This is a genomic window from Collinsella sp. SGI.095 (assembly GCF_050314535.1).
GTDB lineage: Bacteria > Actinomycetota > Coriobacteriia > Coriobacteriales > Coriobacteriaceae > Collinsella.
Map to the genome: position 1 here is coordinate 1 of NZ_JBNPNG010000009.1, position 19,002 is coordinate 19,002.

General features: G+C 60.1%; 11 protein-coding genes and 1 pseudogene. 10 read left to right on the forward strand and 2 right to left on the reverse strand.

What is annotated here, in order from left to right:
- Window positions 1-996 precede the first annotated feature (996 nt).
- Together ACQRCA_RS04885 and ACQRCA_RS04890 are read left to right on the forward strand one after the other, a co-directional pair.
- Window positions 997-1,317: pseudogene (locus ACQRCA_RS04885) on the forward strand (family 1 glycosylhydrolase); the annotation flags it as partial.
- Between the two features lie 31 nt (window positions 1,318-1,348).
- The gene (locus tag ACQRCA_RS04890; protein WP_427719151.1) at window positions 1,349-2,797 is read left to right on the forward strand and encodes a PTS transporter subunit EIIC; all 1,449 of its coding nucleotides are present in this window, start codon (window positions 1,349-1,351) and stop codon (window positions 2,795-2,797) included.
- 252 nt (window positions 2,798-3,049) lie between these two features.
- Here the strand turns inward: ACQRCA_RS04890 and rlmD are convergent, their stop codons facing one another.
- On the reverse strand, window positions 3,050-4,378 hold the full coding sequence (rlmD, locus tag ACQRCA_RS04895) for a 23S rRNA (uracil(1939)-C(5))-methyltransferase RlmD (protein ID WP_427719153.1): 1,329 nt from the start codon (window positions 4,376-4,378) through the stop codon (window positions 3,050-3,052).
- Window positions 4,379-4,464: 86 nt separating this feature from the next.
- Entirely contained in the window at window positions 4,465-6,873 is a 2,409-nt protein-coding gene (ppk1, locus tag ACQRCA_RS04900; RefSeq protein ID WP_427719156.1) for a polyphosphate kinase 1, read from the reverse strand.
- 552 nt (window positions 6,874-7,425) lie between these two features.
- On the opposite strand from ppk1, the gene arcA (ACQRCA_RS04905) reads away from it, so the two are divergent.
- The 8 genes from arcA (ACQRCA_RS04905) to ACQRCA_RS04940 all read left to right on the forward strand — a co-directional run bounded on the left by arcA (ACQRCA_RS04905) (window position 7,426) and on the right by ACQRCA_RS04940 (window position 19,000).
- Window positions 7,426-8,667, forward strand: a complete 1,242-nt coding sequence (arcA, locus tag ACQRCA_RS04905) for an arginine deiminase (RefSeq protein WP_427719159.1) — start codon at window positions 7,426-7,428, stop codon at window positions 8,665-8,667.
- A 264-nt stretch (window positions 8,668-8,931) separates the two neighbouring features.
- Entirely contained in the window at window positions 8,932-10,056 is a 1,125-nt protein-coding gene (locus ACQRCA_RS04910; protein WP_427719161.1) for an aminotransferase, read from the forward strand.
- Between the two features lie 578 nt (window positions 10,057-10,634).
- Window positions 10,635-11,876 carry an arginine deiminase gene (arcA, locus tag ACQRCA_RS04915; RefSeq protein ID WP_427719164.1) on the forward strand — a complete coding sequence of 414 codons (1,242 nt, stop codon included), beginning with the start codon at window positions 10,635-10,637 and terminating at the stop codon, window positions 11,874-11,876.
- 104 nt (window positions 11,877-11,980) lie between these two features.
- Window positions 11,981-12,976, forward strand: a complete 996-nt coding sequence (gene argF / locus ACQRCA_RS04920) for an ornithine carbamoyltransferase (RefSeq protein ID WP_154515223.1) — start codon at window positions 11,981-11,983, stop codon at window positions 12,974-12,976.
- 138 nt (window positions 12,977-13,114) lie between these two features.
- Window positions 13,115-14,602 (forward strand): YfcC family protein, encoded by a 1,488-nt coding sequence (locus ACQRCA_RS04925; protein WP_427719167.1) that lies wholly within the window; start codon window positions 13,115-13,117, stop codon window positions 14,600-14,602.
- 498 nt (window positions 14,603-15,100) lie between these two features.
- Window positions 15,101-16,582, forward strand: a complete 1,482-nt coding sequence (locus ACQRCA_RS04930) for a DUF1846 domain-containing protein (protein ID WP_117794763.1) — start codon at window positions 15,101-15,103, stop codon at window positions 16,580-16,582.
- A gap of 192 nt (window positions 16,583-16,774) precedes the next feature.
- Entirely contained in the window at window positions 16,775-17,158 is a 384-nt protein-coding gene (locus ACQRCA_RS04935; RefSeq protein ID WP_154515229.1) for a hypothetical protein, read from the forward strand.
- 180 nt (window positions 17,159-17,338) lie between these two features.
- The gene (locus tag ACQRCA_RS04940) at window positions 17,339-19,000 is read left to right on the forward strand and encodes a CTP synthase (RefSeq protein ID WP_427719171.1); all 1,662 of its coding nucleotides are present in this window, start codon (window positions 17,339-17,341) and stop codon (window positions 18,998-19,000) included.
- Window positions 19,001-19,002: the final 2 nt, after the last annotated feature.

A 19,002-nucleotide genomic window follows, 5' to 3' on the forward strand; every position in this document is an offset into this window, starting at 1 on the left:
ACTTTTTTCCTCGGTTTTTCTTGACGGAATCTCACCTGTTGTAGTACTTTGTCCCAGTCTAAAAACGCGTGGACTTTTCTGGGCGCTAGCCACCTTTTTGCCACGCAACCGAGCAGTCGGTTGCGTGGCTTTTTTCGTCTTGGCAGCAGGTGCCACATGCATCGCCAGAAGACCGCACGAGCCCACCTTCCGACTGCAGGGAACAGACGCACGAGACGTGCATCTGCAAGACAGCAGACGGAAGGGAGCCTAATGGCAGGAACAAACACAATCAAGCAACAGGCCGCCGGGGCAGGAGCCACGGGCGCGGGACAGGCCAAGGCGGCGCTCCAGGTCTTTGCGGGCGGCGCCTGCTACGGCGCGATGGCCACGACCTACAAGCTCGCCTACGCCGCGGGCTTCACCTCGGTGCAGGTGGTGGCGAGCCAGGCGTGGTTCGGCTGCCTCTTCTTCGCCCTCGCCACACTCGCGGGCAACGCACTCGGGCACCGATGGCAGCGCGTGGGCTGGAAGCTCGCCCTCAAGCTCATGGGCCTGGGAGCCCTCACCTGCCTCACCTCAATCCTTTACTGCTACGCCATGAGCGTGCTGCCCGCCCCGGTGGCGCTCACGCTCCTCTTCCAGTTCACGTGGCTGGGGCTCCTGTGGCAGACCGTCATGACGCGCCGACCGCCGAGGGCCCTCCAAGTGGTCTCCGCCTTGGTCATCGTCTTCGGAACGGTGTTCGCCAGCGGCGTTTACAAGACCGGCATCACCGGGTACGACCCCGTGGCCCTGCTCTGCGCGCTGGGGGCGGCCGTGTCCTGCTCCCTCTTTGTCACCCTCTCCGGCAAGGTCGAGGCCCCCTGCTCGTCCGAGCAGCGTGGCGTCATCGTATGCGCGGGCTCCGTGGTCATGTCGCTCACGGTGTGCCCAGACTACGTCGTCTCGGGCGTCCTCGCCCAGGGCATCCTGCCCTTTGCCGTCATCGCCGGCTTCTTTGGCATGCTCTGCCCGGTCCTGCTCAACGGCCTCGGCACCTATGACGAGGTGCTTCCCGACGGCACGATCGAGGACGACTACCGTATCGCCTACCTGCGCGAGCACATCGAGGCCATGCGCGACGCCATCGAGCAGGACGGCGTCGAGATGCTCGGCTACACCACCTGGGGGCCAATCGACCTCGTGAGCGCGGGCTCCGGCGAGATGGAGAAACGCTACGGCTTCATCTACGTAGACCGCGACAACCTGGGCAACGGTACGCTCGAGCGCAGGCGCAAGAAGAGCTTCTACTGGTACCAACAGGCCATCGCCACCAACGGAGGCGACCTGGGCTAGCCGCCCGGGCAATATCACTAAGGAGAAAATAATGGCTGAAAAATACGACGATCTGGCCAGATCCATACTCGAGAACGTAGGCGGCGCCGAGAACGTCGCCAGCGTCGCGCACTGCATCACGCGCGTGCGCTTCAAGCTCAAGGACGAGTCCCGCGCCAACACGGCCAAGATCGAGGCCCTCAAGGGCGTCATCCAGGTCATCCAGGCCAACGGCCAGTACCAGGTGGTCGTGGGTAACATCGTCGAGGACATCTACGACGCGGTCCTGGAGGCCGGTAACTTCTCGGGCGGCGCAAGCGCCGACGACGAGCCCCAGGGCGAGAAAACCGTTGCCTCCGTCATCATCGACCTCATCTCTGGCGTCTTCCAGCCCATCCTGGGACCGCTTGCCGCCGCAGGCATCATGAAGGGACTGCTTGCCCTCATCACCTACTTCGTCCCAGCCTTTGCAAACGACGGCCTCTACACGCTGCTCTACACCGTGGCTGACGGCTTCTTCTACTTCCTTCCCGTCGCCCTGGCGTTCAGTGCCGCGCGCAAGTTCCGCATGAACGAGTTCACCGGCGTGGCAATCGGCGTGGCGCTCCTCTACCCGACGATGGTCGCCCTGACCTCGGGCGAGGCGCTCGGCAGCATCGACCTCGGCGTGGCCGGCACGTTCTCGTGGTACGCCACCGCCCTCGGGGTCCCCATCATCATGCCCGTGTCCGGCTACGTGAGCTCGGTTATCCCCGTCCTTCTCATGGTGTGGTTCGGCTCTATCATTGAGCGCTGGCTCAAGAGCTGGATGCCGGCTGCGCTCAAGATGTTCCTCGTCCCGCTCGCTACGATGACGGTCTCCATCGTCTTGGGCTACCTCGTCATCGGCCCGGTGGCCACCCTCATCACCAACCTGCTGAGCGCGGCGTTCTCGTTCATCTTCCAGCTTCCCGTGGTTGGTTCCGTCTTGGGCAGCGCCCTGGTCGGCGGACTGTGGATGTGCCTCGTCATCTTTGGCTTCCACTGGAGCCTCATCCCCATCTCCATCATGAACCTGAACACCCTCGGCCACGACAGCGTGCTCGCCGCCACCATCGGCCACGGGTTCGCGCTCGGAGCGGTCATCTTTGCCATGTATCTCAGAAACAAGGACGAGCGCTTCCGCGGCATCGCCCTTCCCGCGATGATCTCCGCCTTCTTCTTCGGCGTCACCGAGCCGGGCATCTACGGCATCGCCCTCCCCAACAAGCGCGCGTTCGTCGTGGCATGCCTGAGCTCCGCCGTGGGCGGCGCCATCGTGGGAATGACGGGCGCCCTCATGTACATCTCGGGTGGCCTCGGTGTCTTCAACCTGCTCAACTTCATCGACGGGATCCCTGGTGGCGCCGGAATCTCCCACATGATCTTCGCGATCATCGCCTCGCTCGTCTCTGCCGTCCTGGCCTTCGTCATCGAGTTCATCACCTACCGGCCCAACGACGACGAGGAAGGCGCCTGCTAGCTTGGGCCCTTCTCGACCAGCTCTATGTAGTTGAGGGCAGTTGAGGTGGGTGAGGGCCGAGGGCGGTCGAGGCGGCCGCCCTCGGCCCGGGACAACCTGCCAGAAGGCGTTTAGCTTTCTCGGGCGGCAGTTCAATGTCCAAGAAATGGGGGGCGGTTTAATTTCGGGATGGGGATTAAATAATCATTCGGAACAAATTTATTTTTATCCCCGTCCCAGAAAAATCATCGGGTGTGGTTTTGGGCAAACAGTCTAGTTGCGCTTGAGATGGGCGACGGTTTCGCAGTGGAAGGTTTGCGGGAACAGGTCGACCGGCGTGATCTTGACGGGGGAGAAGGTGCCTTCCTCGACAAAGCGCTTAAGATCGCGTGCCAAAGTCGCCGGATCGCAGCTCACGTAGGCCACGTCGCGGGCGCTCGTGCTGGCGATGAGGTCGATTGCCTCGGGTGCCAGGCCTGCACGCGGCGGGTCGACCACCAGGACATCGGCATCCTGGTCGGGGAACTCGCGCACGGCATCGCCGCCGATGACATCGACGTTATCGAGCTTGTTGATCTCGAGGTTGCGGCGCAGGTCGCGCACGGCCGGGCCGTAGGCCTCGACGGCGGCAACAAAATCACAGCGGCGGGCGAGCGGCAGGGTAAAGGTGCCGGCGCCGCAGTACAGGTCCATGGCAAGCTCGTCTTCTTGCGGGTCGAGCGCCTCCATGACAAGCTCGATCAAAATCTCGGCGCCCTTGGTGTTGACCTGGAAAAACGATGGGGCAGAAAGGCGCATCTGGCCGTCGGCGATGTTCTCGGTCCAGGAGCCCTCGCCGGCGAGCATCTCCACCTTGGAGACGCGGCGGGCCTTCTTCTCTCCCTTGCTCATGACGCGCACTACGCTCGTGGGGCGAGCGGCGTCTGCCAACACGCGCGAGACCTGCGAGCGGGGGAAGGAGCCCGTGGGCGTCCAAAGTGCGACCTCGAGTGCCTTGGTGCGACGCGAAGCGCGAATGCCCACGCGCTCCAGACCCAGATCGTGACTGCCGCTCAGATAGTTGAGCGCGCCGACGACCGATTTGAGCGCCTTGGGAAAACGCTTATCGAACAGCGGGCACGAATCTACGGTGACGATCTTGCTGGGATCGACGCCGTGCATGCCAAGGCGAACGCGGCCGTTAACGAGGGTGGGCTCCAGCTCAATCTTGTTGCGGTAGCCCCAGTCGTCCTTGGTGTGGCGGATGGGCTGGACAAGATCGTTGACCTGCTCGGGGGCGAACTTGCCAATGCGCTCGAGCGTGGAGCGCAGGTTTTGCTCTTTGGCGGCAAGCTGCGCGGTGCGCGAGAGATTGCCCCATGAACATCCGCCGCAGACGCCCACGAAGGGGCAGGGGGGCTGAATGCGATCGGGGCCCGGATCCAGAATCTCGGTCGTGCGAGCGCGCATAAACGACTTGCCGTCCTGCACGATCTCGGCCTCGACGGTGTCGCCTGTCACGGCGCCCTGCACAAAGACGGCCTTGCCGTTGTCGGCGTGCGCCAGTCCGTCGGCGCCGTAGGTCATCGATTCTATGGTGAGCTTCATGTTCCTGCCTGTCATTCGCGGTATTGTTCGCAACCATGGTAGCAGTGAAAAGCGCCCCGTATTTGGGGTATTCCTCAAATACGGGGCGCTTCTACAAACGTCTATTTCGTCTTGCCGGTAATGAGCGTCTTAAGGCCTAGGCCGATCAGGCCCAGTCCCATGCGCACACGACCGGGGCGATGGCGCTCGATGGTCTTGGTCTTGCCAGCGGGCTTCTCGCGGCGGGCGCCCTTCTCGGACGCGGGGTTGGCCGTCTGCGGTTGGGGCCGAGGAGCAGGCTCGGACTCAGGCTCTATGACGGTTGCCTGAACCTTCTGGACCTCGGGTGCGGCCGGCTGCGGTTCGAGCTCAGGCTTGGATGCGAGCGTAGGTTCTGCCTTGGCGACGGCCTCGGCGTTGCGATAGGCACGCTCCAGCAGGGCTTCCTGCGAGTTGAAGGGCTTCTCGCCTTCTTTGCGCTCCACGGGAATCCAGGTGCCGTCACTCGTCAGACTGCGTGCCTTCACGTTGTCGCGCAGCTGCATGCCCATGTACTCGTGCACCTGGGCGCGGCAGGTGGGGTCGAGCACGGGGAAGGCGATCTCCACGCGGTGCTCGGTGTTGCGCGTCATCATGTCTGCCGAGCTCAGGTAGATCATATCCGAGTCCACGCCAAAGGCATAGACGCGCGCATGCTCCAAAAAGCGTCCGACGATGGAGCGCACGTGCACGTTCTCGGTCTTGCCCGGAACACCGGGCTTGAGGCACGAGATACCGCGGATGATCATGTCCACGCGCACACCGGCACACGATGCCTCGGCGATCTTGTCGATGACCTCGCGGTCGGTAAGCGAGTTGAGCTTAAAGAACACGCGGGCGGGCTCGCCGACAAGGGCACGCTGAATCTCGCGGTCCAGGCCGCGCATGATGAGCGGCTTGAGGCCCACGGGCGCCACGCCCAGGAAGCGGTAGTCGCCGCGCAGGTTGCCCAGCGACAGGTTGCGGAAGAACAGGTTAGCGTCCTCGCCGATGCCGGGATGCGCGGTCATGAGCATAAAGTCGCTGTAGAGCTTGGCCGTCTTCTCGTTAAAGTTGCCGGTACCCAAAAGCGTCAGACGGGTAAGCGCCATGCCCTCGCGATAGGTGAGCTGGCAGATCTTGGAATGGCATTTAAAGCCCTCGGAGCCGTAGATAACGGTGCAGCCGGCCTCTTCCAGCCGCTCGGCCCATTCGATGTTGTTTTGCTCGTCAAAGCGGGCGCGGAGCTCCATGAGCACTGTAACCTCTTTGCCGTTTTCGGCAGCATCGATGAGCGACTCGCACAGGCGGCTTTGTTTGGCCACGCGGTAGAGCGTGATGCGAAGCGAGATGCACTCGGGGTCGTAGGCTGCTTCGTGCACCAGGTCCAAGAACGGATTCATGGTCTCGTAAGGGTAAAAGAGCAGCTTGTCGTGCTGCAGCACCTGATCGCGGATGGAGCGGGTCATATCGATGGTGGGGTTGGGCTGTGGCCTAAACGGCGTAAAGAGCAACTCGTTTCGTAGATGCTCGGGTATTTTGCCCTCGATGCCAAAGACATAGCCCAGGTCGAGCGGGATATCGCAGGTAAAAACCGAGCGGCGCGAAAGCTCGAGCGCTTTGCGGATGGTCTTGAGCGTTGGCTTTTCGAGCGAGCCCGATACGGCGAGCACCACCGGCTGCAGGCGCAGGCGCTTCTTGAGGATGCGCTTCATGTGCTGGCGGTAATCCTCTTCCTCCTCGACGCCCTCGCCGTCCGGATCGATGTCGGCGTTGCGGGTGACGCGGATGAGCGCGCGGTCGAGCGGCTTATAGGAGCCGAAGCAGGTGTCCAGGCAGGCGAGGATGACGTCCTCGAGCAGAATGTAGGAGTAGGTGCCGGTGGGCGAGGGGATTTCGACCACGCGGTTCATCGAGGCGGGAATCTCGATAAGGCCCAGCAGGCTCTCCTCGTCGGTGATGCCGTCCAGGCCACAAGCCAGATAGAGCGCGCCGTTGCGCAGGTTGGGGAAGGGATGGCGCGGGTCGATGACCAGCGGCGAGATGACCGGTGATACGTAGGCCTGGAAGTAGCGGGTTACAAAGGTATGTTCCTCGGGCGTAAGCGAATCGATGCAGGCGCGGTGAACGCCCAGAGTGTCGAGCTTGTCCTCGATGCTCTTAAAGATCGACTCCCAGCGGGTAAGGAGCCCGGGCAGCTCTGCCATGACAGCATCGACCTGTTCGGAGGCGGTCATATTGCTCTTGTTGTCGACGGGCTGTTTTTTGAGCTCTGCCAGATCGGACAAGCCGCCCACGCGCACCATGAGAAACTCGTCGAGGTTTGACTCGAAGATCGAGACGAACTTAAGGCGCTCGAACAGTGGCACAGACTCATCGAAGGCTTCGTCGAGTACGCGGTTATCAAAGCGCAGCCAGCTAAGCTCTCGATTTTGCGTATACGAGAAATCGCGCGGTTTCTTGCGCAGCTTGGCGGCGTTCTGCTTCTTTTCGATTTTGCTCGGCATATGCATCTGTCCGTTCAGTCCCTACAGGGGACGGTAGCCTAACACTATTTCTTATTGTCTCAATTTAGTCGACCTATGGCGCGGACGTATCGCGCGAACGGTATCTTTACCTACTTATTACGCTGACGATCCGAAGCACTAACGTCCGGTGCTTTGAGCAAGCGATCTATATCCTCACTCAACTGGTGAGAATGTATGAATAAGAATGATAGCAAGCTGAATATAATCGAATTTAGGTCGAATCGAGGACAAGCGTCATATATATGCAGAAAACCGTTTTCGCTATGCAATTTTGAATCATGGATAACTTTGAGTGTTCAATCTTGATTTCCTAGAAAAATAACGTTTACCTAGGAAAATCTGCTTTACGAAACTGAAGTGCATCATGGGAAATCATATGCGATATACCGTTCATCGTACTTTGTTGACCGTTCGGGGGCGAGGTGGAATTGCGGGTGGAAATTGGATATAACTAGAGCTGTCAGCAAGCAGCGCTCCATACGGAGGGGCGCTGATACATTCGGCCCTGACAAGGGCCCGAAAGAAAGGTAGGAGGCCATGACGAAAGGTCTGCACGTGCCTTCCGAGATCGGCAAGCTCAGGAAGGTCTGCCTGCACCGTCCCGGCGACGAGCTCCTCAACCTGCCGCCCGACGAGCTCGAGCGGCTCCTGTTCGACGACGTCCCGTTCCTGGAGGTCGCGCAGCAGGAGCACGACACCTTCGCCCAGATCCTGAGGGACCAGGGCGTCGAGGTGCTCTACCTCGAGAACCTCGTCGCCGAGGTGTTCGACCAGGTCCCCGGCGCCCGCGCCGAGTTCACCGACCAGTACATCGCCGAGGCCGGCATCCGCGGGAAGCACATGCCGCAGATCGTCCGCGAGAAGCTGGACTCCATCGAGGACAACCTCGAGTTCGTCAAGAAGACCATGGCCGGCATGACCAAGGCCGAGATCGAGATGCCCCTCACGGCCTCCACGACCCTCGACTCCCTGGTCAACTCCGAGTCCGAGTCCGACCTGATCATCGACCCGATGCCCAACCTCTACTTCACCCGCGACCCGTTCGCGGTCGTCGGCGAGGGCGTCAACCTCAACCGCATGTACTCGGTCACCCGCAACCGCGAGACCCTGTACGGCAAGTACGTCTTCAAGTACCACCCCGACTACAAGGACGTCTCCCTGTACTTCCGCCGCGACTGCCAGTTCCACACCGAGGGCGGCGACGTGCTGAACATCAACGAGAAGACCCTCGCCGTCGGCATCTCCCAGCGCACCCAGGCCGCCGCTATCGACGTCATGGCCCAGAACATCTTCTGGAACTCCGACTCCAAGGTCGAGCGCATCCTGGCCTTCGACATCCCGGTCTCGCGCGCCTTCATGCACCTCGACACGGTCTTCACCCAGATCGACGTCGATAAGTTCACGATCCACCCCGCCATCATGGGCACCCTGCGCGTCTACGAGCTGACCGCCGGCAAGAACCCGGGCGACGTGAACATCCGCCTGATCGAGGACACCCTCGAGCACGTCCTGGAGGACGCCACCGGCGTCGACCAGGTCAAGCTGATCCCCTGCGGCGGCGGCGACCCGATCGCGGCCTCCCGCGAGCAGTGGAACGACGGCTCCAACACCCTGTGCGTCGAGCCCGGCAAGATCTGCGTCTACGCCCGCAACACCGTCACCAACGACGTGCTGTACAAGGAGGGCCTGGACCTTCTCGTCGTGCCCTCCGCCGAGCTCTCCCGCGGCCGTGGCGGCCCGCGCTGCATGAGCATGCCCTTCTGGCGCGAGGACCTCTAAGGTTTTCAAAGACCCGTACAGGTCTTAAAACAAACATCTAGCTGCCATTAGATGTCTCCCATTGGGGCGGTGCGGATCTTTCGCACCGCCCCATTCTTGTTTAATGAAGCTTAATTAACATCAGATAAGGCGGCCCATATGACTAGGGGCAGTCACGTTGATACCCCCCCCAACGGTGTCGGCTTCTTTGCCTTTTGGGCATCATCTCGATTCCCATGACCTTTGCCGGCATCATCCCCGTGTTCTAGCGATTGGAGCGTAACCATGGATATCAAGACGATCGGCGTTGAGGAGTGGCTTAACGTTTGGGAGAAGAGCGCTACGTGGGATATCGCCCAGTCGACGATCTCCTCGCTTACCATGGGCGAGCTGCGCGCGCTCGACGAGCAGGACGGCGCCACATTCTACGAGCGCCTGGACCGCGAGAAGATGAACTACGGCTGGATCGAGGGCTCGCCCGACTTTAAGGCCGAGGTCGCCAAGCTCTATCGTCGCGAGGTCAATCCCGATCACATTCTTCAGACCAATGGCTGCACGGGTGCCAACCTCAACGCCATCATGGCCGTGGTCGAGCCCGGCGATCATGTCATCGCCGAGTGGCCTACCTATGCGCCGCTCTATGAGATCCCGCGTACACTGGGCGCCGAGGTCGAGTATTGGGAGCTTCGCGAGGAGCTTGGCTGGAAGCCCGATATCGAGGAGCTCAAGCGCCTGGTGCGTCCCAACACGAAACTCATCTGCATCAATAACGCCTCGAACCCCATCGGTACGGTGCTTGATGCCGATACGCTCGGTCAGATTGCCGAGATCGCCCGTTCGGTGGGCGCCTACGTGCTGTGTGACGAGGTGTATCTGCCGCTCGAGAACACCGAGTCCTTTATGTCGATGGCCGACGTGTATGAGAAGGCCATTGTCACCAACTCGGTATCTAAGACCTATTCGACGCCTGCAGCCCGCGTGGGTTGGGTCGTGACCGACGAAGAGGTGTCCAATCGCATCCGCACCTATCGCGATTACACCATGATCTGCGGCGGCGTGTTCAACGATGCCCTGGCGACCTATGTGCTTGAGCACAAGGACAAGATTCTCGAGCGCAACCGCAAGATCGTGTCTGGCAATCGCGATATCGCGCAGGTTTGGATCGATACGCAACATCGCGTTTCCTGGACGGCCCCGCAGGGCGTGTCTACCTCGTTTATCCAGCTTGATATTCCCGAGGACGACGAGGAGTTCTGCAAGCGCCTGTTGTCCGAGAGGGGAGTGCTGCTGGTGCCCGGCAGCCGTTTTGAGCTTCCCTGCGGCGCACGCCTGGGCTACTGCGCGAGCGAAAATGTTCTTCGCGAGGGCTTGAGGCTTCTGGGCGAGGCACTGGCCGAGTTCGATTGCTAATCCCTTGAGGCCCGCGAAGGCCTAAACCTTACTTGGCCCTAGGTGTACCGAATGCAGACCCGCTCCCTTTTGGGGCGGGTCTGTTTGTCTTTGCCGCCGGAAAAGTCAAGTTGTTACAAATGGAGACGCAAGATCGATCGGGTATTCGACGGGCCTTATACTAAGCTTCCGGTGAACGGTATCCAACGTCTGGTAAACGGTAATCTGTTTGCTAAAAATGAATAGGAAGAACTTTTTTTTGAATAAAACTCAAAATGGTTGAGATGCAGCAAGAATTGCGAATTCTATTCATATAGTTGCGCGAAATATGCAATCTGAGAGTGGTTTAACAAAGTTTAGTTCCATTTGATTTTTGGATTGAAAACGCGTTTAAGCACGTAAATACACTTTATTAAGATGAAGTGTGCCATGCGTGAAGTATATGTGTATGCCGTTCACCCCCTATAAAAAACCGTTCGGGGGCGAGGTGGAAGTATGGGTTGATTTTGGATATAAATATGTCGTCAGCAATAACGCCTCACACGGAGGGGCGCTAACGAATCGGCCCTGACAAGGGCCCGAAAGAAAGGTAGGAGGCCATGACGAAAGGTCTGCACGTGCCTTCCGAGATCGGCAAGCTCAGGAAGGTCTGCCTGCACCGTCCCGGCGACGAGCTCCTCAACCTGCCGCCCGACGAGCTCGAGCGGCTCCTGTTCGACGACGTCCCGTTCCTGGAGGTCGCGCAGCAGGAGCACGACACCTTCGCCCAGATCCTGAGGGACCAGGGCGTCGAGGTGCTCTACCTCGAGAACCTCGTCGCCGAGGTGTTCGACCAGGTCCCCGGCGCCCGCGACGAGTTCACCGACCAGTACATCGCCGAGGCCGGCATCCGCGGGAAGCACATGCCGCAGATCGTCCGCGAGAAGCTGGACTCCATCGAGGACAACCTCGAGTTCGTCAAGAAGACCATGGCCGGCATGACCAAGGCCGAGATCGAGATGCCCCTCACGGCCTCCACGACCCTCGACTCCCTGGTCAACTCCGAGTCCGAGTCCGACCTGATCATCGACCCGATGCCCAACCTCTACTTCACCCGCGACCCGTTCGCGGTCGTCGGCGAGGGCGTCAACCTCAACCGCATGTACTCGGTCACCCGCAACCGCGAGACCCTGTACGGCAAGTACGTCTTCAAGTACCACCCCGACTACAAGGACGTCTCCCTGTACTTCCGCCGCGACTGCCAGTTCCACACCGAGGGCGGCGACGTGCTGAACATCAACGAGAAGACCCTCGCCGTCGGCATCTCCCAGCGCACCCAGGCCGCCGCTATCGACGTCATGGCCCAGAACATCTTCTGGAACTCCGACTCCAAGGTCGAGCGCATCCTGGCCTTCGACATCCCGGTCTCGCGCGCCTTCATGCACCTCGACACGGTCTTCACCCAGATCGACGTCGATAAGTTCACGATCCACCCCGCCATCATGGGCACCCTGCGCGTCTACGAGCTGACCGCCGGCAAGAACCCGGGCGACGTGAACATCCGCCTGATCGAGGACACCCTCGAGCACGTCCTGGAGGACGCCACCGGCGTCGACCAGGTCAAGCTGATCCCCTGCGGCGGCGGCGACCCGATCGCGGCCTCCCGCGAGCAGTGGAACGACGGCTCCAACACCCTGTGCGTCGAGCCCGGCAAGATCTGCGTCTACGCCCGCAACACCGTCACCAACGACGTGCTGTACAAGGAGGGCCTGGACCTTCTCGTCGTGCCCTCCGCCGAGCTCTCCCGCGGCCGTGGCGGCCCGCGCTGCATGAGCATGCCCTTCTGGCGCGAGGACCTCTAAGTCTTTCCGTTTCCGGTGCGGTCCCCCTACAACCGCACCGGTTTTGCCCGTCAAACGGGCAACACGAATACTTGCGTAATTCATTTTTCGAAAGGAAACGAACCATGGGTGTTAACCTCTCCGGCCGTAGCTTCCTCAAGCTCCTCGACCTCACCACTGAGGAGATCGAGTACCTGCTCAAGCTCTCCAAGAACTTCAAGGATATGAAGCGCGCTGGCGTTCCGCATCGCTATCTCGAGGGCAAGAACATCGTTCTGCTCTTCCAGAAGACCTCCACTCGTACCCGCTGCGCCTTCGAGGTCGGCGGCATGGATCTGGGCATGGGCGTCACCTACCTCGATCCGGGTTCGTCGCAGATGGGCAAGAAGGAGTCCATCGAGGACACCGCCCGCGTTCTCGGCCGCATGTATGACGGCATCGAGTTCCGTGGTTTTGCCCAGGACGACGTCGAGGAGCTCGCCGCTAAGTCCGGCGTGCCCGTGTGGAACGGCCTGACCACTGAGTGGCATCCCACCCAGATGCTCGCCGACATCCTGACCGTCCAGGAGAACTTCAACTACGACATCAAGGGCAAGACCCTCGTCTTCATGGGCGACTGCAAGAACAACGTTGCTCGCTCCCTCATGGTTGTCTGCTCCAAGCTCGGCATGAATTTCGTGGCCTGTGGCCCCGAGGAGTGCATGCCCGCTGACGACGTCATCGAGGCCTGCAAGCCCATCGCCGAGGCTAACGACTGCACCATCAAGCTGACCACCGACGTCAAGGACGGCGTCACCGGTGCCGACGTTATCTACACCGACGTGTGGGTCTCCATGGGCGAGCCTGACGAGGTCTGGGCCGAGCGCATCGCTCAGCTCACCCCGTATCGTGTCACCTCCGAGGTCATGGCTATGGCCAACCCGGGTGCCATCTTCCTGCACTGCCTGCCCAGCTTCCACGACACCAACACCACGATTGGCGCCGAGAAGTGCGAGCAGTTCGGCATTACCGAGCAGGAGGTCACCGACGAGGTCTTCGAGAGCCCCGCTTCCAAGGTTTTCGACGAGGCCGAGAACCGCATGCACACCATCAAGGCTGTCATGTACGCAACGCTCAAGTAAGAGCCTTTAAGCATTTCGCTCGGGGTGTATTGCTGCACACCCCGAGCGGTTTGTCTGGTAAATATCTTGCGTCGGGCGGTGGGCACGGCACGGAAGATCCGCTTCGCGCGAGAAAGTTAAATGATTTATGAAGGGGGGATGAGAACTATGACTGAGACCGCTAAGAAAAAGCGCGGTATGCCTTCATCGTTCACCATTCTTCTAGCTCTGCTGGTAATTGTTGCAGTGATTACCGTTATCGTCTCCGGCACGTCCGGCGGCGCTGTTACTGCAGCCCGTCTGAGCGATTTCTGCACCGCCCCGATCCTGGGCTTCGCTGACGCTCTGCCCGTCTGCCTCTTCGTTATGATCCTGGGCGGCTTCCTCGGTATGATGACCGAGACTGGCGCTCTGGACAACGGCATCGCCGTTCTGGTGCAGAAGCTTAAGGGCAACGAGATCATGCTCGTTCCTGTCCTTATGCTCATCTTCTCCCTCGGTGGTACCACCTATGGTATGTGCGAGGAGACCGTTCCCTTCTACGCCCTGCTCGCCGCTACCATGATGGCTGCCGGCTTCGACCCCATGGTCGGCGCCGCTACCGTCCTGCTCGGCGCTGGCTGCGGCTGCCTGGGCTCCACGGTTAACCCGTTCGCCGTCGGCGCTGCCGTCGACGCTCTGACCGGCGTTGGCATTGAGGTCAACCAGTCCATCATCATCGGCCTCGGTGCCGTCCTGTGGATTGTTACCACGGCCATTTCCATCTTCTTCGTCATGGGCTATGCCAAGAAGGTCAAGGCTGACAAGGGTTCCACCATCCTGTCGATGCAGGAGCTCAAGGACGCCGAAGAGGCTCACGGCAAGGCTGCTTCCGAGGTTAACAGGGAGGTCAAGCTCACCGGTCGTCAGAAGGGTGTTCTGATCGCCTTTGCCTTCACCTTCGTCGTCATGATCGTCGGCTTCATTCCGCTGGCCGACCTCAACGAGGGCGTTGCCAACTTCTTTGACGCTGGCGCTGTCTACGATGCCGACGGTAACACCGTCGTCCAGGGCTGGTCTGCCCTGATCACCGGCCTGCCCATTGGCCAGTGGTACTTCGACGAGGCTTCCACCTGGTTCTTCCTCATGGCTATCCTGATCGGTATCATCGGTGGCCTGTCCGAGAAGCAGATCGTTAACACCTTCATCACCGGCGCTGCCGACATGATGTCCGTTGTTCTCGTCATCGCCCTCGCCCGTGGCATCTCCGTCCTCATGGCCAACACCGGTCTCGACGTCTACGTCCTCGACGCTGCCGCCAGTGCCCTGGCTGGTCTGTCCGGCGTGATCTTCGCTCCCATGAGCTTCCTGGTCTACTTCGGCCTGTCCTTCCTGATCCCCTCGACCTCTGGTATGGCTACCGTCTCCATGCCCATCATGGGACCGCTGGCTGTTAAGCTCGGCTTCTCGCCCGAGGTCATGGTCATGATCTTCTCCGCCGCCATCGGTGTCGTGAACCTGTTCACCCCGACCTCCGGTGCCATCATGGGCGGTCTCGCCCTGGCCAAGATCGAGTGGACGACCTGGCTCAAGTTTGCCCTTAAGCTCATCGTCGTTCTCTCCGTCGTCTGCGCCATCATCCTGACCGTCGCCTGCGTGTTGATCTAAGTACCCAACGGGTGCCCCACGGAAACCTTGACGATCCTGTAGAGGATCACTTGGTCATCGTCTGTCCGGTGGGGTCAACCCACCGGTAGACTCCTACCTTTAGCCCCCTCCCGTTCCGTGCGCGGGAGGGGGCGCTCTTGTGTTCCGGCGTTTTACCAAACGCCGGAACCGGCCGACGCTGCAAGCCCGCCAGAGCGGCAATCTGACGTTCAATCGTCGGGCATGGCCAAAAGGCCTATGCCCTCCTCTTTCACGTCACCTTGCTCGCTCTGGCGGTCTTTCGCTGACTTATGCTCAACCTGCGATGTTGCCATTGCTGGTGCAGGGGAAGTGCGTTTGGGGCAGCTAATTTGGGACGGGGCTTTTTTGACTACCCCCACATAAAGGGTAATCAAAAAGCCCCGTCCCAAATTAGCTGCCCCGGCCTCGTCGGTGGGGGAGGGTCTGCTCCGCTATAATCGCCTAGGACATTAAATGGAAACGGGACGGGAGCCACACATGCGCCAGGGTTTCGACAACGCGAAGTATATCGAGCTGCAGGCTGCTCACATTAAGGAGCGCATCTCGCAGTTTGGCGGCAAGCTGTATTTGGAGTTTGGCGGCAAGCTGTTCGATGACTATCATGCGAGCCGCGTGCTGCCGGGTTTTGAACCGGACAGCAAGTTCCGCATGCTCAAGAGCATTGCCGACGACGTCGAGGTCATCATCGCAATCAATGCGAACCATATCGAGAAGAACAAAGCCCGTGGCGACTTGGGCATTACCTATGACGAGGACGTCCTGCGTCTGGTCGATCTGTTCCGCGGGAACGGATTTGCCGTTGCCGCTGTGGTTATCACGCAGTATGCCGGTCAGCCCGCTGCCGACGTCTTCCGCAATCGTCTAAACGCGCTCGGCATTCCCGCCAAGCTGCACTATCCCATCGAGGGCTATCCGCACGATGTCGACCTGATCGTTTCTGATGAAGGCTACGGCAAGAACGAGTTTGTCGAGACCACGCGTCCGCTCGTTGTCGTGACGGCGCCCGGCCCTGGCTCGGGTAAGCTCGCCACCTGCCTGTCGCAGCTGTATCACGAGCACAAGCATGGCACCGCTGCCGGCTATGCCAAGTTTGAGACCTTCCCGGTCTGGAATCTCCCCCTCACGCATCCGGTGAACATTGCCTATGAGGCTGCCACGGCAGACCTCGATGACGCCAACATCATCGACTCGTTCCACCTTGAGGCATATAACAAGACCACGGTCAACTACAACCGAGACGTTGAGGCGTTCCCGGTTGTTCGCGCCCTGATGGAAAAGATCTTGGGCGAGAGCCCCTATCAGAGCCCCACGGACATGGGCGTCAATATGGTCGGTTTTGCCATTACCGATGACGATGCATGCCGAGATGCCTCCAAGATGGAGATCGTGCGCCGCTATTTTGCCGCGGTTGAAAGCGTGCGCCGTACTGGCGTGGGCGATGAGCAGGTCGACCGTCTCAAACTCATTATGAAAAAAGCCGGCATCGACAAGAACTATTCGCCGGCACGCTCGGCTGCTCTCACCAGGGAGCAACTGACGGGCGGTCCCGTGGGTGCCATGGTGATGCCGGACGGTTCGGTAGTGACCGGAAAGACCTCAACGCGTCTGGGTGCCGCGAGCTCGCTCATCATGAACGCGCTTAAGCATGTTTCGGGCGTCGATCTTGAGCTCGAGGTCATCAGCGATGAGGCGATTGAGCCTATCAGCAAGCTCAAGACGCATTTCCTTGGCAGCAAAAACCCGCGTCTCCACACCGACGAGACGCTCATGGCGCTCTCTATCACCTCGGCCACGAGCGAGACGGCTGCTCGTGTTCTTTCGGGTCTTGAGCAGCTGCGCGGCTGCGATGCCTTCTTTAGCGTGATTATCTCGCCTACGGACGAGACGGTGCTGCGCAAGCTGGGCATTAACGTGTGCTGTGAGCCCAAGTTTGAGCGCCGCGGTTTCTTCCATCGCTAAGATTGAGATGAGACGCCGCATCGGAGTGCGCACCCGATGCGGCGCTTAGGGGTTTTAGGGCTTAATTTGCCGAAATTTAGGCCGTTTACCTGCCCAAAAGCGATTTGCGCGGTATACAATTACCTCAGTGGATACATCCTTTGCGGGGCTACCCATGATGGATGTTGCCGGCCATCGAGGGATGCGCCGGTCATGCGCGGTGCTTTTGATGCTCGTGCTCGGTTTGAGGAGGCTGCCATGGCGGGCAAGGGTCGTGCGAGTGTCAACGATATGAAGCGTGTCGAGGTGCTGGTGCTGATGGAGATCGCTCGGCAATCTAAGGGAAACGGTGTGCCGTACGGTTTCTCGCGCAAGACACTCTCCGAGTGCGTGGGGGTTTCGCCGTATCGTGCCCGCGCTGCAATCGACCGTTTGGATTCTGATGGCCTTATCGAGGTCGTTTCTCGTTATAACGATGATGGCGGCCAGCTTGCAAACGGCATATGCCTGACCGGGCGAGGCGAGTGGTACCTTAAGGGTGTTCGTGCCGGCATGCTTGTTCAAGATATGTTGAAGGATGAGACTGCCGATCGGTAACAACACGGCAGTTTCGACGAACCTGCACCGCCCAAAGCTACTTGGGCGGTGTTTTGTTTCGAGATGGAGAAATGCGGGCATGCGGGTGAAAAATAGCGAGCGGCTTGCTTTTCGAGTATTACAATGAAGACCCGTAAGATGTGAATGGAAAACTTCTACGGGAAGCGCAGGTAATTCAATATGACCAAGCATGTGTTTGTAACCGGCGGCGTAGTTTCGTCTTTGGGTAAGGGCATCACCGCGGCCTCGTTGGGCCGTCTGCTCAAGTCACGAGGCTACAAGGTGACGATGCAGAAGGCCGACCCGTATCTGAACATCGACCCCGGCACCATGAGCCCGTTTCAGCATGGTGAGGTCTTCGTGACCGAGGATGGCTACGAGTCCGACCTGGACCTGGGCCATTATGAGCGCTTTATTGACGAGAATCTTACCCGTGATTCCAACTTTACGACCGGCGCTATCTACAAGAGCCTGATTGCCCGCGAGCGTCGCGGTGACTTTTTAGGCGGCACCGTTCAGGTGATTCCGCACGTCACCAACGCCATTAAGGATAAGTTCCGCCGCATCGAGGAGCAGACCGGTTCCGACGTGGTCATCACCGAGCTGGGCGGCACGATTGGCGATATCGAGTCGCAGCCGTTCGTGGAGGCCATCCGCCAGTATCGTAAAGAGGCCGGTCCCGAGAACGTCTGCTACATCCACGTGTCGCTCGTTCCCTATATCGCCGCCGCGCATGAGGTCAAGACCAAGCCCACGCAGCATTCGGTCAAGGAGCTTCGCAGCTTTGGCATTCAGCCCGACATCATTGTGCTGCGTTCTGATCACCATATCGACGATGCCATCCGTGGCAAGATCGCAAGCTTCTGCGACGTCGATACCGACTGCGTCTTTACCAACGAAGATTGCGCGAGTATTTACGACGTGCCGCAGCTGCTCGCCGAGCAGGACTTTGACCTGCGCATTTGCGAGCGCCTGGGCTTGGACCCGCGCGAGCGCGACATGAGCGAGTGGAACGAGTTCCTGCGCAAACAGAATCATGCCAACCACCATGCCGACAAGGTCAAGATCGCCGTTGTGGGCAAGTATACCCAGCTCCCCGATGCCTACCTGTCGGTCATCGAGGCCCTGCATCATGCAGGCGTTTTCTATGATCGTCATGTGGACGTGCAGCTGGTCGACGGCGAGAGCCTCGACGAGCAGAACGTCTCCGAGGTGCTGGGCGACGCATCGGGCATTTTGGTGCCCGGCGGCTTTGGCAAGCGTGCCCTGGAGGGCAAGATTCTTGCTGCCGAGTTTGCTCGCGAGCATAAGATTCCGTATCTGGGCATTTGTCTGGGCATGCAGGTCGCCGTGTGCGAGTTTGCCCGCAACGTGGTCGGCCTTGCCGGCGCTAGCTCCTCCGAGTTCGATCCGGACGGTCCGTTTAGCGTAATTGACCTGATGAGCTCACAGGAGGACGTGACCGAGAAGGGCGGCACCATGCGCCTAGGCGCCTATCCGTGCAAGCTCGCCGCCGATACCCTTGCGCGCGAGGCCTATGGCGAGGAGCTTGTCTATGAGCGCCACCGTCATCGCTTTGAGTTCAACAATGCCTTCCGCGACCAGCTCGAGGACGCGGGTTTGGTTATCTCGGGTCTTTCGCCTGACGAGCGTCTGGTCGAGATGGTCGAGCTGCCGCGTGACGTGCATCCGTGGTATGTGGCCACCCAGGCCCACCCCGAGTTTAAGAGCCGTCCGACCAAGCCGCAGCCTCTGTTCCGCGAGTTCGTGCGCGCCTCGATTGGCCAGCACGAGGGTGTCGATCGCCTGCAGGTGACGCCCATGAACCTCGCGACGGACTAAGG

Bases quoted from the DNA above. Each gene is read 5' to 3' on its own strand.
- ACQRCA_RS04890 (WP_427719151.1), top strand. From the start codon at position 1,349: ATGGCTGAAAAATACGACGATCTGGCCAGATCCATACTCGAGAACGTA.
- rlmD (WP_427719153.1), bottom strand. From the start codon at position 4,378: ATGACAGGCAGGAACATGAAGCTCACCATAGAATCGATGACCTACGGC.
- ppk1 (WP_427719156.1), bottom strand. From the start codon at position 6,873: ATGCATATGCCGAGCAAAATCGAAAAGAAGCAGAACGCCGCCAAGCTG.
- arcA (WP_427719159.1), top strand. From the start codon at position 7,426: ATGACGAAAGGTCTGCACGTGCCTTCCGAGATCGGCAAGCTCAGGAAG.
- ACQRCA_RS04910 (WP_427719161.1), top strand. From the start codon at position 8,932: ATGGATATCAAGACGATCGGCGTTGAGGAGTGGCTTAACGTTTGGGAG.
- arcA (WP_427719164.1), top strand. From the start codon at position 10,635: ATGACGAAAGGTCTGCACGTGCCTTCCGAGATCGGCAAGCTCAGGAAG.
- argF (WP_154515223.1), top strand. From the start codon at position 11,981: ATGGGTGTTAACCTCTCCGGCCGTAGCTTCCTCAAGCTCCTCGACCTC.
- ACQRCA_RS04925 (WP_427719167.1), top strand. From the start codon at position 13,115: ATGAGAACTATGACTGAGACCGCTAAGAAAAAGCGCGGTATGCCTTCA.
- ACQRCA_RS04930 (WP_117794763.1), top strand. From the start codon at position 15,101: ATGCGCCAGGGTTTCGACAACGCGAAGTATATCGAGCTGCAGGCTGCT.
- ACQRCA_RS04935 (WP_154515229.1), top strand. From the start codon at position 16,775: ATGCGCGGTGCTTTTGATGCTCGTGCTCGGTTTGAGGAGGCTGCCATG.
- ACQRCA_RS04940 (WP_427719171.1), top strand. From the start codon at position 17,339: ATGACCAAGCATGTGTTTGTAACCGGCGGCGTAGTTTCGTCTTTGGGT.